The following is a 13,648-nucleotide window of genomic DNA, read 5'->3' as shown; positions in this document are numbered from 1 at the left end:
ATACTCTGTCTACTTATGCCGACAACCCGCCAATCGGCCGGGGAGCCGCCCCGCCGGCCCGGACCGCCGGTTCCCGACGCGCCCGGGCCGCGCCCGCTGGACGCCGCCACCCGCCAGAAGCTGGTCCACCGCGAGCGGATCGACTGGCACCACCACGCCGTGCACCAGCTCATCCACCCCAGCCGCGGCGTCCTGCGGGTGTCCACGCCGCTCGGGGCGTGGGTGGTGCCGCCGTACCGCGCGGTGTGGATTCCGGCCGGGGTGCCGCACGCCCACGAGGCGCACGGCCCGACGGACATGCGGACGCTGTCGTTCGCGCCCCGGCTCGGCCCGCTCGGCGGCGACCGGCCGACGGTCGTGGCGGTCACGCCGCTGCTGCGCGAGCTCGTGGTGGCCCTCAGCGACACGCCCGGCCCCGCGGACCCGCCCTACACCGCGGCTCAGCGGGCCGACCTCGAACGGGTCACCCTCGATCAGCTGCGGCGGGTGGACGCGCTGCCGCTGCATCTTCCGGCGCCCTCCGACGATCGGCTGCGCGCCGTGGCGAGGCTGCTGCACGCCGATCCGGCGGATGATCGCTCGCTGGCGCGGCTGGGGGCCGCGGTGGGGGCCGGTGAGCGGACGCTCAGCCGGCTGTTCCGGCGCGAACTGGGGATGACGTTTCCGCAGTGGCGGACGCAGTTGCGGCTCCACCACTCGCTGATGCTTCTCGCGGCCGGGCAGTCCGTCACCTCGGCGGCCACGGCTTGCGGGTACGCCAACCCGAGCGCGTTCATCGAGGCCTTCCGGCACGCCTTCGGGGTCACTCCCGGCCGCCACGCGTCCCCTGACCGGGGGTGACAGGACCCGGGCTGGGTTGTCCTGCCGCCCCCGGGACCACCCGCCGGTGGGCCGGTCGCGCCGCTCCCCGCGCCCCTGGGTTCGTGCGGCTCCTTTCGCGGAGGAACCCGCAGCCGCTCAGGGGCATGGAGGCCGGGGCCGGCGGCCCTCCACCGGGAGGTGGGCCCTGAGCAGGGAGGACAGGGGCGTTCGGGGGGTCCGGTTGCCGCCATCCGCAGGACCGCTCAGCATGAGGGGACAGGAGGTCGTCTCATGGGCCTTTACTTCGTGAACGTGGCCGACGAACTGGTGGGGGACGCGCTGGCCGGCTTCGCCCGGGCGCACGCGGAAGACGTGCGCTGGGACGAGCGGGACGGCTTTGTACGGGCGCTGAAGCCGGCGCCGACCCGCAGGGTCGGCCTCGTCTCCGGCGGCGGTTCGGGCCATGAACCGCTGCACATCGGATACGTCGGCACCGGAATGCTGGACGCCGCCTGCCCTGGCCGCGTCTTCGCCTCACCGCACAACCGCCAGATCTTCGCCGCGTCGCGCGCCGTCGCGGGCGAGGGCGGGGTGCTGCACGTGGTGAAGAACTACACCGGCGACAAGATCAACTTCGGGATCGCCGCGGAACGCCTCGCCCGGGAGGGCATCGCCTGCGGCCGGGTGCTGATCGACGACGACGTGGCGACCGAGTCGGACGAGGTCGCCACGGGCCGGCGCGGCACCGGCGCGACCGTGCTGGTCGAGAAGATCCTCGGCGCGGCCGCGGACACCGGGATGGGCCTGGCCGAACTGGTCGCGCTGGGCACGGACGTGGCCGGCCGGTGCCGCAGCCTCGCGGTCGCCTCGGGCGCGCACACCTCGCCCGCGACCGGCCGCCCCGCCTTCGACCTGCCGCCGGGCGCCATCGAGTACGGCGTCGGCATCCACGGCGAGCGGGCCCGCCGCACCCTCGGGGAGATGTCGCTGCGCGACCTCGCCGAGGACATGGTCGCCGCCCTCGCCGACTCCCTGGACCTGGGCCCCCGGGCGCAGGTCGTGCTCCTCGTCAACGGACTGGGCGGGGTCACCCGTCTGGAGCTGTACGCGGTGCTGGGCGAGGTGACGCGGCTGCTGGACAAGCGCGGCGCCACCACCGTACGGACCCTCGTCGGCGACTTCGTGACGGCGCTGGACATGCGGGGCTTCTCGCTCACGCTGCTGGCCGCCGACGACGCGACGCTCGCGTACTACGACGCGCCGGCCTCGGCACCCGCGTGGTGCGGGCGGGCGGGCTGACGGCGGCCGCGACCGGGTGCCCACCACGGTGCTCACCACGACCAGCGGGCAGGCAACGACGGGAGATGCAGCGATGCTCACATCAACCGACACCGAGTTCTCCGAGCCCTTCCGGCCCATCGACTTCACCGGGTTCACCGACGCGTGGGTGCGCCGGTTCGCGGCCTCCGCGACCGCGACCGAGGCCGAACTGACCGCGCTCGACCAGCAGGTCGGCGACGGTGACTTCGGCGCGAACCTGGTGGCCGGGCTGCAGGCCGCGCTGCGGCGGCTCGACGCGTCCGACGTACCGGTGCTGCCCGCGGTTCCACCGGCGCCCGCCTGGCCGTTGGAGGCGGCCGCCTCCGCGTTCCTCGACGAGGTCGGGGGCACCAGCGGCCCGCTGTTCGGCCTTCTGCTCCAGGAGGTCGCGGTCGCCGTCGCCGCTGCCCGGGACGGGGCGCCCGCCGCCGCGCTGGCGGTCGGCGCGGGCAACGGCCTCGCCGCGATCCAGCGGGTGGGGGAGGCGGCGGTCGGTGACAAGACGCTGGTCGACGCGCTGGTGCCGGCCTGCGAGGCGCTGGCCGCGCGGGCTCGTACGGTGCCGGGTGATCCCGGCGCCGCGGTCGCCGGCGCGGCGGACGCCGCGTGGGGCGGGGTGCGGAGCACCGCTCGACTCACCGCGCGGCGGGGGCGGGCGAGTTACCTCGGCGAGCGGGCGGCGGGCGTGCCCGACCCGGGGGCGGTCGGGATCGCCCTGCTCTTCGCCTCCGCGGGCACCACGGTTCCCTCTCTCACGCCGTACCTGGCCTGATCGGCCCGGCCCGGCCTTCCGGGGCGGGTGGCGCTGGTCTCAACTCCAGGACCACCCGCCGGTGGTGGGCTGGTCGTACGGTTCCCGGCTCCTTACCGGTCAGCGTGACGACCAGGAGAAGATGTTGGGGTCGTCGAGGGAGGCGACCCAGATGTCGACGGTGGCGGCGAGGTCCTCCCCGGGCCAGGGGCCGACGCCCATGGTGCGCAGGCCGGCGCGGGTGGCGGCCTCGATGCCGCACGCGGAGTCCTCGACGGCGAGGGAGTCGGTGGGCGCGGAGCCGCACAGGCGGGCGGCGGTGAGGTAGACGTCGGGGTAGGGCTTGGGGCGGATGCCGGGTCCCGGCACCACGATGTGGTCGAAGTGCTGCCGCAGCCCTGCGGTGCGCAGGCACGTTTCGACGACGTCCAGCGGGCAGTTGCTGGCGACCGCCAGAGGCGCGAACTTCGCTGCGTTGGCGACGAGTTCGCCCGCGCCGGGCATCGTCTGCGGGTCCGCGGCGACGAGCGTGCGGAAATGGCCGAGCAGCCGTTCGGTGAGTTCGCCGCCGAGTTCTGGCCGCCCGGATTCGTCGGCCATGAGCTGACCGCATTCGGTGTAGTGCAGGCCCTTGCTGCGTTCGGCGAATCCGTCTTCCGTCACGAGCTGGAAATCGCGCAGGGTCAGATCGCGGGCGTCCTGCCAGTGCCGCTCGGTGTCCATCAAGGTGCCGTCGCAGTCGAAGACAATCGCCGCCGGGGTCCAGGAAAAGAGGGGGTGAGGGGTCATGGGGGCAAGTCCGTTCGAGAATGCCTGAACGCGCTGAGGGTGGTCGCCGGGAATGCGGGCGACGGACGGCTGTGCGCTGTTTCGTCAGGCAGGCGCGGGCTCTCGGCGAAGGCGTCCGGAAATCCCGCGGACGGCGCGGAATTCGGAGGGCACCACCGAGAACATATCGATCGTTACGTTATGGACGACCGCGTAAGGTAGTCAAGCGAATGCAATAAGTCACACCGCGTGTCGGCCGTATCCGAGCACCCCGTATGCGGTGCAGGCGGGTCCTTGCCGGACCCGGAAGACGCAGGTGCGGTGGTGCGGCACCGGCTCGATCCGGGCGGCCGGCGCGTGCTCGGTGAAGCGGGTGGCCACCAGCCGTCCGGAGACCGGCCGCAGCAGCGCGCCGCCGCTGGCCTCGGCCGCGGCCTGCCGGGCCGCCTCCAGCAGCACCATCCCGGGCACGTGGTCGCTGGCGTGGTCGAAGAAGAACGGGTGCCGAGGGTCGGCCGGTTCGATCGCGAGGCCGCCGTGGCGGCGGGCGATCACCACGTCGCCGTGCCCGGTGACCGCGAGCGCGGAAGGCTCGGGGCGGCCGTCCGGAGCGGGGCGCGAGGCCCGGTTCGCGGCCGGGTTCGCGGCCGGGTCGGGAGCCCGGCCGGGAGCCGGGAGCCGAGCCGGGTCCGCGCGCTCGGCGTCGTCGTCGTACCGGTTCCGTACGGCGCGGTAGCCGTCCGGGTCGACGAAGCGGGCGCCGCCGCCGGCCCGGGCGAAGTCCGTCCCGGCGCAGGCGTAGCGGACGTCCAGCCGCAGCCCGGTGACCGCGCCGTCGGCGTCCCGGCGCACCTTGCGCACCGCGATCGCGCAGGTCACCTCGGTGCCGCCATGGCCGACCCGCGGTTCCCGGTCCGGGGCGAGCGCGAAGTACAGATCGCCGATGAGCAGATGCGCGGTCGGCGCGACGCCGAAGTAGCGCAGCGGCAGGTAGATGCCCAGTTGCCGCAGTGTCTCGACCACCAGCAGCGGGCTGTGCAGGTCAGAGCCGTCGCGCGGGAAGGTGGCGTGCGAGCGCGGCCAGCACGCCGCCGCCTCGAACCCCCCAGTGCCGTCCGGCCGTACGTCCGTCAGCAGCACCTCGGCGACGGACGACCGGTGCACCATTTCCCTGGCGACCGTGCGGGACCAGCTCAAGCCCGGTGAATCGTCCTGCCCGGAGTTCCGTCCGGACCCATCCCCGACCGAATGATTCATACCATAAGAAGAACTCACGTCCGGCTGATTCGCATGTGCGTCATCCGGAACCCGGTAGGGATCGGTCTTCGCGACGCGCTAGATTGCCGGGGTCGGCGACGAAGCGGCTACCGGGGTGATCGTGCAGGGACGGGCGGAGACGACGCGCAGGTGTCTCGTGGAGGCCGCGGCGCGGCTGTTCGAGGAACGCGGTTATGCCGGCACCAGTATCAGCGACATCAGCGCGCTCTCCGGGCGCACCAGCGGGGCGATCTACTTCCATTTCGGCAACAAGGAGCAGCTGGCGCTCGCTGTCGTCGAGGCGCACTTCGCGACCTGGCCGGAGATGATCTCCGGAATTCACCGGTCATACGAATCCGCGCTGGAGAGGCTGGTGGCGCTGAGTTTCTCGGTCGCCCGCGCCTTCCGCGACGATGTCGTGGTGCGGGCCGGGTCGCGGCTGTGGACCGAGCGCCGCGCCATCGACACGCCGCTGCCCGCGCCGTTCCTCGGGTGGATCGACACGGTGGGGTCGCTGCTGCGGGAGGCGGCCGAACAGGGCGAACTGGCGGGCGGGCTCGCCCCGGAGACGGCCGCGGTCGGTGTCGTCTACGCGTTCTTCGGGATGCACACGGTCTCCGACGCGCTCGACGGGCGCGACCAGATCGAGGACCGGCTCTACGACCTGTGGCTGCTGCTGCTCGCCGGGCTCCAGGCGAAGCCCGACGCCCGGGAGCTGTTGACGCGGGTGGGCGCGCCCGGCCCGTCCTGCCTGGTGCCGTAGGGCCCGGCGCCCGGCGCACTCGGGTGGGGGAGGGGAACCCGCGTCGGGGGGCACCCGTGCTCTCCCGGGAGCGCGGTGGACAATGATCCGCATGCCCGAGAGCCGAGCCGAAGCCCATCCCCGTTACGCCGCTCTGCTCGCGGAGTGGTGCGAGCTGTTGCGCCGCTGCCGGAACGGAGCGGCGGACGAGCCCGATCCGGCCGTGTACGGGCGGGAGTTGCTGGCCCGCTGGGCGGAGCCGCAGCGCCGCTACCACACGCTGGACCACCTGGTCGCGGTACTGGCACGGGTGACGGAGCTGACGGTGTACGCGCAGGACCCGGACACGGTGGCGCTGGCCGCGTGGTTCCACGACGTGGTCTACCGCCCGGAGCGCAGCGAGAACGAGGAGCGCAGCGCCGCGCTCGCCGAACGGGCGCTGACCGAGGCCGGGGTGGACCCGGAGCGCGTCGCGCAGGTCGCCCGGCTGGTACTGCTGACCGTGGACCACGACCCGGCCGAGGGCGACGCCGACGGCGAGGTGCTGTGCGACGCGGACCTGGCGGTGCTGGCCGGCGACCCGGCGGCGTACGCGGGGTACGCCGCCGCCGTCCGGGAGGAGTACGCCTTCGTGCCGGACGAGGACTTCCGGACCGGCCGCGCCGAGGTGCTGCGACGGCTGCTGGCGCTGCCGAACCTGTTCCGCACGGCGTACGGACGCGAGCACTGGGAGCCGGTGGCCCGCCGCAACGTCGGCACCGAACTGGAGTTGCTGGAGGCATAGTCCGCCCGCCCGGCCGGTTTTTCCGGGCCGTGGCGCGGGACCCGGCCCTCGCGCGGGAGGGGCTGGTGTGGCACCCTTGCTCATATGTCTAGACCAATCTTCGAGGTGATCGCCCTCGGCGCGGAGGATGCCGTTGCGGCCCAGGACGGCGGGGCCGACCGCCTCGAACTGGTCACCGATATGGCCGCGGACGGGCTGACGCCCTCCCGGGAGACGTTCGGCGCGATCAGGGCGGCGGTGCGGATTCCGCTGCGCGTCATGCTGCGGCTGTCCGACGGGTTCAGCGCCGCCGACGCCCGCGAGCTGGACGTGCTGTGCGAGACCGCGCAGGGCCTGCGGGCCGAGGGCGCCGACGAGTTCGTGCTCGGTTTCCTCGACGCGCGGGGCCGGGCCGACCTCGACGCGATCCACGCGCTGGTCGACGTGATCGACGGCTGCCGCTGGACGTTCCACCGCGCCATGGACCGGGCCGCCGACCGCGACGCGCTGCGCCTGCAACTCGCCGGGCTGCCCGGCCTGGACACCTACCTCACCGCCGGATCGGCGGACGGTGTGGCGGCCGGGCTGCCGGTCCTGTGCGACGAGTCGGCGCGGGCCGGCGAGCCCGGATACGAGCCGGAGCTGCTGGTCGGCGGCGGCCTGCTCCTGGACCACGTGCCGACCCTGCGCGCGGCCGGACTCAGCGGCTTCCACGTCGGCGGCGCGGTGCGGCCCGGCGGATGGGCCGCCCCCGTCGACGTCGCCGCCGTCCGCACCTGGCGCGAGGCCCTCGACTCAGCGGTGGCCGTCGGGTAGGGGCGCGCGGCTGGAGTTGCCGGGCGCGGCGCGGGGTCAGCCGACTTCCGCCAGGGCGCCCGGCAGCGGGGCGGCGTGCAGCACCGTCAGGCCCGACACCGCGCGGGTGAGGCAGACGTACAGCCGGCGCAGACCGGTCCGTTCGTCGGGCTCGGCCGCCACGATCGCGGCGGGGTCGTCCATGACCACGTAGTCGTACTCCAGGCCCTTGGCGAGGGACGCGGGGACCAGGGTGAGCCGGGCGGTCGCCGAGGTCTCCTCGCCGGGAGAGAGGTACGGCAGGCCGGCCGCGTCGAGCGCGGCGGCCAGTGCCGGGATTCGGGGGTCGGCCGCGATGAGGCCGATGGAGCCCTCGTAGCCGAGCGACTCGCGGCAGGCGGCCAGCACGGCCGCGTCGAGCCCGTCCTCGGCCGTCGGCCGTACGAACAGGGCGCCGGGCGACTCACGGACGGAGGTCGCCGGCGCGAGCCCGGGAGCGATGGCCGGCAGCAGCCTGGACGCGTACGCGATCACCTCCCGCGGTACGCGGAAGCCGCGGGTCAGCTCCTCGACCCGGGCGTCCGGCTTGCCCAGGTGGGACAGCGCCTCGGCCCAGGAGGCGGTCGCCCAGGGCGTGGTGCCCTGCGCGAGGTCGCCGAGGATCGTCGCCGACCCGGTGGAGCAGCGCCGCCCGACCGCGCGGTACTGCATCGGCGAGAGGTCCTGCGCCTCGTCGAGCACCACATGCCCGAGCGAACCGGTGCGCTGCACCAGGTCGGTGGCCTCGTCGATCAGCACCGCGTCGGCCGCCGACCACTTCGCCGAGGCCGGTCCGCGGGCCGGCTTCGCCCACAGCACCTCCCGCTGCTCCTCCGGCGAGAGCAGCCCGTCGGCGCACGAGGCCAGGAACTCCGGGTCGGACAGCAGCCGCAGCACCGTCTTGGCCGGGTCGACCGGCGGCCAGCACGCCTTGACCGCGGCCTTGACCGCGGGGTTGCGGGCGACCGCGTCCTGCACCCGGTCGTCGGGCGCCTCGCCGGACCGCTCCATCTGCACCAGCACCGCGTGCGCGATCCGCTGCGGCAGCGCGTCCCTGGCGGCGCCGTACCGGATGTCGCGGCCGGCCATCTCCCGGACGATCTCCTCCAGTTCGTACGCCGGCACCCGCCAGCGCCGGGAGCCGCGCACCACCACGACCGGCTCCTTCGGCATGGTGATGCCCGAGCGCACCGCGCGCCGCAGCACCTCCGCCATGCGCGCGTCGCCCTTGAGCCGCGCGGTGGCCGCCGAGTCGGTGCCGCGCACCTCGACATGGGCCACCAGGTCGTCCACGGTCGCCTGCTTGACCTGGAGTTCGCCGAGCGCGGGCAGCACCTGCTCGATGTACTGGAGGAAGGACGCGTTCGGCCCGATCACCAGGGTGCCGGTGCGGGCCAGCCGCTCCCGGTGCGCGTACAGCAGGTAGGCCACCCGGTGCAGGCCGACCGCGGTCTTCCCGGTGCCCGGCGCACCCTGCACGCAGACGCTGCCGCCCACCCCGGCACGCACGATCTCGTCCTGCTCGGGCTGGATGGTGGCCACGATGTCGCGCATCGGCCCGACGCGCGGCCGCTCGATCTCCGACTGGAGCAGCTTGCTGGAACGGTCCTCCTCGGTGGCGTCCGTCAGGTGCTCGTCCTCGTACGCGGTCAGCTCGCCGCCGGTGTAGCCGAAGCGGCGGCGCAGCGCCACGTCCATCGGCTCGGCGCGGGAGGCGCGGTAGAACGGCTGCGAGACAGGGGCGCGCCAGTCGATGACCATCGGGTCGCCGTCGGCGTCGTGCACATGGCGCCGCCCGATGTAGAAGCTCTCTCCCGCACCCCCTTCGGCCGCCTCGACGCCCGGCGCGCGCAGGTAGTCGAGGCGGCCGAAGAAGAGCGGGGTGCCGGCGAGGTCGGCGAGCGCCTTGATGCGCACCTCGATCTCGCCGGCGAGGATCTTGGCGTTGACCCAGTTCCCGGTGACATCGCTGATGTCGAGCGCCTCGACGTCCTCCCGCATGGCGCGCAGCGCGGACCGGGAGGAGGCGAGGTGGGCGCGCTCGTGGCCCAGCGGGTCGGCCGGCGCCGGGTCCGCGGGCGGGGCGGAGGAAGGGGCCGCGGCTGTCGGCGAGGCGGACTGGTTGCGGGCGTGCGAGGGCACGGCTTTGCCTCCGGCTGATACGTGGGAGCGTACGGCGTCGCGTACGCACGCGGTGGTGATCACGAAGGGCCGGCCGGTTTCCGTCCGGGCGGCGGCACTCCCGTCAGGGAGGCGGCAAGACGCGGAACTATACGCCCCGGGTCGCGGCGATGCTAACCGTTTTCCGCCCGGGTGCCCGCCGCCGGACTCGGGGGGACCCCGAGGGGCCCGTCAGGGTCGGGGGTCCGCCCGAAGTCGCACACGCCCGGTGCGATATCCGCCCATGGCCCGACGTACGCCGTGCGCGTGATGCCTACCGTGGAGACATGGCCTCCACCACACTTCCCCCAGGTCCCAGCGTCCATGGCGGCACCGCGATCGGTGCCCGCTCCGGCAACCCCCGACACCGCGTGGGCAACGCGCTGCGCGCGGTCAAGGTGTACGTCACCACCGCCGTCGAGGTCGTCCTCCTCGGCACCGAGAGCAAGCGTTACTGAGCACCCGGAGCGCTACCGGTGAGTAGCCTCCCCGCGCCGAGGTGAGTACGGCGGCGCATGTGCGAGACCGCCCTGGGCGCTGTGATGGGACCCATGGCGACACACACCGCAGGGCACTGCCACGGGGCCGACGATCCGGACCCCGCCCGGCCCCACCCGCCTGACCGGCGCGGCCCCGACGCGAGTCCTTCGTCCGGCCCGCCCCTCCGGCCCGGCCCGCCTCTTCCGCCCGGTCCGCCCCGCCCCGCGCTGCCGCCCACCGCGGCCGGCCGGCCGCCGGAGCCCTGGCCGTACGCCGTCCACCTCACGGGCACCGACTCCCCGCGGGAGCCCCGCGAGATCTTCGTCCCGGTGCTGTGCAGCGTCCTGTGCGCCCCGCTCCTGGCGATCGGCGCGCTCTTCTTCATGCTCTCGCCGCTCGCGACCGACTCGTGCGAGCCGGACGGCTGCCACGCGCTCTTCCGGGCGATGGAGGTCGACCCTTGCGTGCTGGCGCTCGCGGCGGTCCTGCTGGCCGGTTGCTGGGCCGTGCCGAACCGCTGGCACGCCGTGCGGCCGCTGCTGGGTGTCGGGGCACTGGCGGCCGCGCTGACCGGCGTCTACCTCTACGTGCACCTGCCGCTGCCGAACTGAGGGCGGGCCGAAGCCGTACTCGGGCGGGCCGAAGCCGTACGGGGGCGGTGCGGCCGTGCACCGGACGGCTGCTCAGACGTCCTCCGCCTCCGCGGAGCCGGTGAGCAGGTCGTCGGCGTCCACGATGCGGTAGGCGTACCCCTGCTCGGCGAGGAACCGCTGGCGGTGGGCCGCGAAGTCCTGGTCGATCGTGTCGCGGGCCACCACCGAGTAGAAGCGCGCCTCGTGGCCGTCGGCCTTCGGCCGCAGCACCCGGCCGAGCCGCTGCGCCTCCTCCTGGCGGGAGCCGAAGGTGCCCGACACCTGGATCGCGACCGTCGCCTCGGGCAGGTCGATGGAGAAGTTCGCCACCTTGGAGACGACCAGCACCGACAGCTCGCCCTGCCGGAACGCCTCGAAGAGCTTCTCGCGCTGCGCGTTCGTCGTCTCCCCCTTGATCACCGGCGCGTCGAGGTGCTCGCCCAGCTCGTCGAGCTGGTCGATGTACTGCCCGATGACGAGGGTCTGCTGCCCCGCGTGCTTGGCCACCAGCGCCTCCGTGACCTTCCGCTTGGTCGCGGTGGTCGCGCAGTAGCGGTACTTCTCCTCGGTCTCGGCCGTCGCGTACGCCAGCCGCTCGGTCTCGGTGAGGTTGACCCGGACCTCGACGCAGTCGGCGGGCGCGATGTACCCCTGCGCCTCGATCTCCTTCCACGGCGCGTCGAACCGCTTCGGCCCGATCAGCGAGAACACGTCGGACTCGCGGCCGTCCTCGCGCACCAGCGTCGCGGTCAGGCCGAGCCGGCGGCGGGCCTGGAGGTCGGCGGTGAACTTGAAGACCGGCGCGGGCAGCAGGTGCACCTCGTCGTAGACGATCAGCCCCCAGTCGCGGGAGTCGAACAGCTCCAGGTGCGGGTAGACACCCTTCCGCTTCGTGGTGAGCACCTGGTACGTGGCGATGGTGACCGGGCGGATCTCCTTGCGGGTGCCGCTGTACTCGCCGATCTCCTCCTCGGTGAGGGAGGTGCGCTTCACCAGTTCGTGCTTCCACTGGCGGGCCGAGACGGTGTTCGTCACCAGGATCAGCGTGGTGGCCTTCGCCTGCGCCATCGCGCCCGCGCCGACCAGCGTCTTTCCCGCGCCGCAGGGCAGCACGACCACCCCGGAGCCGCCGTGCCAGAAGCCCTCCACGGCCTGCTGCTGGTACGGGCGCAGCCCCCAGCCGTTCTCGTCCAGCTCGATCGGGTGCGCCTCGCCGTCGACGTATCCGGCGAAGTCCTCGGCCGGCCAGCCCAGCTTCAGCAGCACCTGCTTGATCTGGCCGCGCTCGGAGGGGTGCACGGCGACGGTGTCCGCGTCGATCCGCGCGCCGACCAGCGGCTGCACCCGCTTCGAGCGCAGGATCTCCTCCAGCACCGGGCGGTCGGTGGTGGTCAGCACCAGGCCGTGCGCCGGGTCCTTGCTCAGCCGCAGCCGCCCGTAGCGGTCCATCGTCTCGGCCACGTCGACCAGCAGCGCGTGCGGCACCGGGTACCGGGAGTACTCGACGAGCGCGTCCACCACCTGCTCGGCGTCGTGTCCGGCCGCCCGGGCGTTCCACAGGCCCAGCGGCGTCAGCCGGTAGGTGTGGATGTGCTCGGGGGCCCGCTCCAGTTCGGCGAACGGGGCGATCGCACGGCGGCAGGCGTCGGCCTGCTCGTGGTCGACCTCCAGGAGGAGCGTTTTGTCGCTCTGGACGATCAAGCAGGACAAGGGGGCCTCCGACGGATGGCGGGCGAACAGACAACTGTACTTCGCCGCGCGGTTCGGTCGGAGCGCGGCGGGAGGGGGCGGGGGTGAGGCGGGGTGGGACGGGGGTGAGGCGGGGGCGTGCGTCCGGACAGGGGAATCTGCGCGCGGCATGTGCTCTGCATACAAGATGAACAGTCGTATTTGATGTTTTCTGCCCCCATGGATCACCAGCAGACGAATCCCCCCACCGCGTCGCGCCGCCGGGGGCCGTTCCGTGCCGCCGCGGCGTCCACGGCAGTCGTCGGCGCGGCAGTCATGGCCGCGGCCGGCCTGCTGCTGCCCGGCTCGCCGGCCGGTGCCGCCACCTCGGACGACGGCGGGACGACCGCCGCGCTCGGGACCGCCGCCGCTCCGTCGGACACGTCCTGGCCGAACGGCAGCGAGTGGCCGCCGAACACTGCCGCGCCGTCGTCGTCGCCCAGCGGCGACAACGCGTCGTGGCCGAACGGCAGCCAGTGGCCGAACAGTGCGGCGCCCTCCGGCGCGGCACCCTCCAGCTCCGCCCCTTCCAGTTCCGCCCCCTCCAGTGCGGCTCCCTCCAGCGCTGTCCCCTCCAGCGCGCCGCCTGCCGAACAGCACACCACGGCGCCGGACGGGTACGGGTCCACGCCGCCCGACGACGGCTACGGCTCCACGGCGCCGGACCACGGGTACGGCTCCACGCCGCCCGACGACGGCTACGGCTCCACGCCGCCCGACGACGGCTACGGCTCCACGGCCCCGGGCTACGGGGACACGTGGCCGAGCGGGAGCCCGTCGCCCAGCGACAGCACCAGCTGCCCGCCCACGACTCCGCCCACGACACCTCCGACCAAGCCTCCGACCACTCCGCCCACCAAGCCCCCGACCGCCCCGCCGTCCCACCACCCGTCCCATCACCCCTCGCACCACCCGAGCCACCACCCGTCGCACCACCCCAGCCACCCGCCGACGACGCCGCCCACCAAGCCGCCGACGACCCCTCCGACGAAGCCGCCCACGACGCCCCCCACGACGCCTCCGACCACCCCTCCCACGACTCCGCCGTCCCACCACCCGAGTCACCACCCGTCCCATCACCCGAGTCACCACCCGTCGCACCACCCCAGCCACCCGCCGACCACCCCGCCCACGACGCCGACCACGCCCACCACGACCCCGCCGACCCTTCCGCACACCGGTGCGTCGGCCCAGGTCGAGTGGGCCGCCGCGGCGGCCGTCGGGGTGCTGGGCGCCGGCGGTGCGCTGGTGGTGTTCAGCCGCAGGCGCGGGCGCCACAACTGACGCCACGCGTATGACCGTTCGTACGATCCGTACGACCGCCGCCGGTCCGGCCGCCGCACGCCTTCCCACGGCGTACGGCGGCCGGTCGGGGGTAAGCGCCGCAGGGACAGTGCCTATTCGAGGGGGCC

At 74.0% G+C, this 13,648-nt stretch carries 13 protein-coding genes; 9 read left to right on the top strand and 4 right to left on the bottom strand.

Features of this window, described 5'->3' with window-relative positions; translation table 11 throughout:
* The first annotated feature begins 15 nt into the window (after positions 1-15).
* The 3 genes from ACIPAE_RS32975 (at position 16) to ACIPAE_RS32965 (ending at position 2,893) form a co-directional block, all read left to right on the top strand.
* On the top strand, positions 16-840 hold the full coding sequence (locus ACIPAE_RS32975) for a helix-turn-helix transcriptional regulator (protein WP_366409822.1): 825 nt from the start codon (positions 16-18) through the stop codon (positions 838-840).
* Positions 841-1,092: 252 nt separating this feature from the next.
* Positions 1,093-2,100 (top strand): dihydroxyacetone kinase subunit DhaK, encoded by a 1,008-nt coding sequence (locus ACIPAE_RS32970; protein ID WP_329368205.1) that lies wholly within the window; start codon positions 1,093-1,095, stop codon positions 2,098-2,100.
* Between the two features lie 73 nt (positions 2,101-2,173).
* Complete coding sequence (locus ACIPAE_RS32965; RefSeq protein ID WP_366409824.1) at positions 2,174-2,893, top strand: DAK2 domain-containing protein; 720 nt, start codon at positions 2,174-2,176, stop codon at positions 2,891-2,893.
* Between the two features lie 99 nt (positions 2,894-2,992).
* Here the strand turns inward: ACIPAE_RS32965 and ACIPAE_RS32960 are convergent, their stop codons facing one another.
* Positions 2,993-3,661 (bottom strand): HAD family phosphatase, encoded by a 669-nt coding sequence (locus ACIPAE_RS32960; RefSeq protein WP_329368209.1) that lies wholly within the window; start codon positions 3,659-3,661, stop codon positions 2,993-2,995.
* Positions 3,662-3,880: 219 nt separating this feature from the next.
* Positions 3,881-4,897, bottom strand: a complete 1,017-nt coding sequence (locus tag ACIPAE_RS32955) for a ScbA/BarX family gamma-butyrolactone biosynthesis protein (protein WP_402450312.1) — start codon at positions 4,895-4,897, stop codon at positions 3,881-3,883.
* A 157-nt stretch (positions 4,898-5,054) separates the two neighbouring features.
* Here ACIPAE_RS32955 and ACIPAE_RS32950 point away from each other — a divergent pair, with 157 nt between their 5' ends.
* The 3 genes from ACIPAE_RS32950 (at position 5,055) to ACIPAE_RS32940 (ending at position 7,218) form a co-directional block, all read left to right on the top strand.
* Positions 5,055-5,660 (top strand): ScbR family autoregulator-binding transcription factor, encoded by a 606-nt coding sequence (locus ACIPAE_RS32950; protein ID WP_402450310.1) that lies wholly within the window; start codon positions 5,055-5,057, stop codon positions 5,658-5,660.
* A 91-nt stretch (positions 5,661-5,751) separates the two neighbouring features.
* Positions 5,752-6,423, top strand: a complete 672-nt coding sequence (locus ACIPAE_RS32945; RefSeq protein ID WP_329368214.1) for a hypothetical protein — start codon at positions 5,752-5,754, stop codon at positions 6,421-6,423.
* Between the two features lie 84 nt (positions 6,424-6,507).
* A complete protein-coding gene (locus tag ACIPAE_RS32940) occupies positions 6,508-7,218 on the top strand; it encodes a copper homeostasis protein CutC (protein ID WP_402450308.1) in 711 nt (236 codons plus the stop codon).
* A 36-nt stretch (positions 7,219-7,254) separates the two neighbouring features.
* On the opposite strand, the gene ACIPAE_RS32935 is transcribed toward ACIPAE_RS32940, so the two are convergent.
* Positions 7,255-9,288, bottom strand: coding sequence for an AAA family ATPase (locus ACIPAE_RS32935; RefSeq protein WP_366409918.1), 2,034 nt, complete (start codon positions 9,286-9,288; stop codon positions 7,255-7,257).
* Positions 9,289-9,683: 395 nt separating this feature from the next.
* On the opposite strand from ACIPAE_RS32935, the gene ACIPAE_RS32930 reads away from it, so the two are divergent.
* Both ACIPAE_RS32930 and ACIPAE_RS32925 read left to right on the top strand, forming a co-directional pair.
* Positions 9,684-9,854, top strand: coding sequence for a hypothetical protein (locus ACIPAE_RS32930; RefSeq protein WP_328465175.1), 171 nt, complete (start codon positions 9,684-9,686; stop codon positions 9,852-9,854).
* 93 nt (positions 9,855-9,947) lie between these two features.
* Entirely contained in the window at positions 9,948-10,487 is a 540-nt protein-coding gene (locus ACIPAE_RS32925; RefSeq protein ID WP_402450304.1) for a hypothetical protein, read from the top strand.
* A 72-nt stretch (positions 10,488-10,559) separates the two neighbouring features.
* Here the strand turns inward: ACIPAE_RS32925 and ACIPAE_RS32920 are convergent, their stop codons facing one another.
* Positions 10,560-12,218 carry a DNA repair helicase XPB gene (locus tag ACIPAE_RS32920; RefSeq protein ID WP_329368223.1) on the bottom strand — a complete coding sequence of 553 codons (1,659 nt, stop codon included), beginning with the start codon at positions 12,216-12,218 and terminating at the stop codon, positions 10,560-10,562.
* A 198-nt stretch (positions 12,219-12,416) separates the two neighbouring features.
* On the opposite strand from ACIPAE_RS32920, the gene ACIPAE_RS32915 reads away from it, so the two are divergent.
* A complete protein-coding gene (locus ACIPAE_RS32915) occupies positions 12,417-13,520 on the top strand; it encodes an LPXTG cell wall anchor domain-containing protein (RefSeq protein ID WP_402450301.1) in 1,104 nt (367 codons plus the stop codon).
* The last annotated feature ends 128 nt before the right edge of the window (positions 13,521-13,648 follow it).

Source organism: Streptomyces sp. NPDC087270 (assembly GCF_044744625.1).
Taxonomy (GTDB): domain Bacteria; phylum Actinomycetota; class Actinomycetes; order Streptomycetales; family Streptomycetaceae; genus Actinacidiphila.
Note: the sequence above shows the minus strand (reverse complement) of the source record. Positions and strands in the feature narration are given on the sequence as shown.

Bases quoted from the DNA above. Each gene is read 5' to 3' on its own strand.
- ACIPAE_RS32975 (WP_366409822.1), top strand. From the start codon at position 16: ATGCCGACAACCCGCCAATCGGCCGGGGAGCCGCCCCGCCGGCCCGGA.
- ACIPAE_RS32970 (WP_329368205.1), top strand. From the start codon at position 1,093: ATGGGCCTTTACTTCGTGAACGTGGCCGACGAACTGGTGGGGGACGCG.
- ACIPAE_RS32965 (WP_366409824.1), top strand. From the start codon at position 2,174: ATGCTCACATCAACCGACACCGAGTTCTCCGAGCCCTTCCGGCCCATC.
- ACIPAE_RS32960 (WP_329368209.1), bottom strand. From the start codon at position 3,661: ATGACCCCTCACCCCCTCTTTTCCTGGACCCCGGCGGCGATTGTCTTC.
- ACIPAE_RS32955 (WP_402450312.1), bottom strand. From the start codon at position 4,897: ATGAATCATTCGGTCGGGGATGGGTCCGGACGGAACTCCGGGCAGGAC.
- ACIPAE_RS32945 (WP_329368214.1), top strand. From the start codon at position 5,752: ATGCCCGAGAGCCGAGCCGAAGCCCATCCCCGTTACGCCGCTCTGCTC.
- ACIPAE_RS32940 (WP_402450308.1), top strand. From the start codon at position 6,508: ATGTCTAGACCAATCTTCGAGGTGATCGCCCTCGGCGCGGAGGATGCC.
- ACIPAE_RS32930 (WP_328465175.1), top strand. From the start codon at position 9,684: ATGGCCTCCACCACACTTCCCCCAGGTCCCAGCGTCCATGGCGGCACC.
- ACIPAE_RS32925 (WP_402450304.1), top strand. From the start codon at position 9,948: ATGGCGACACACACCGCAGGGCACTGCCACGGGGCCGACGATCCGGAC.
- ACIPAE_RS32915 (WP_402450301.1), top strand. From the start codon at position 12,417: ATGGATCACCAGCAGACGAATCCCCCCACCGCGTCGCGCCGCCGGGGG.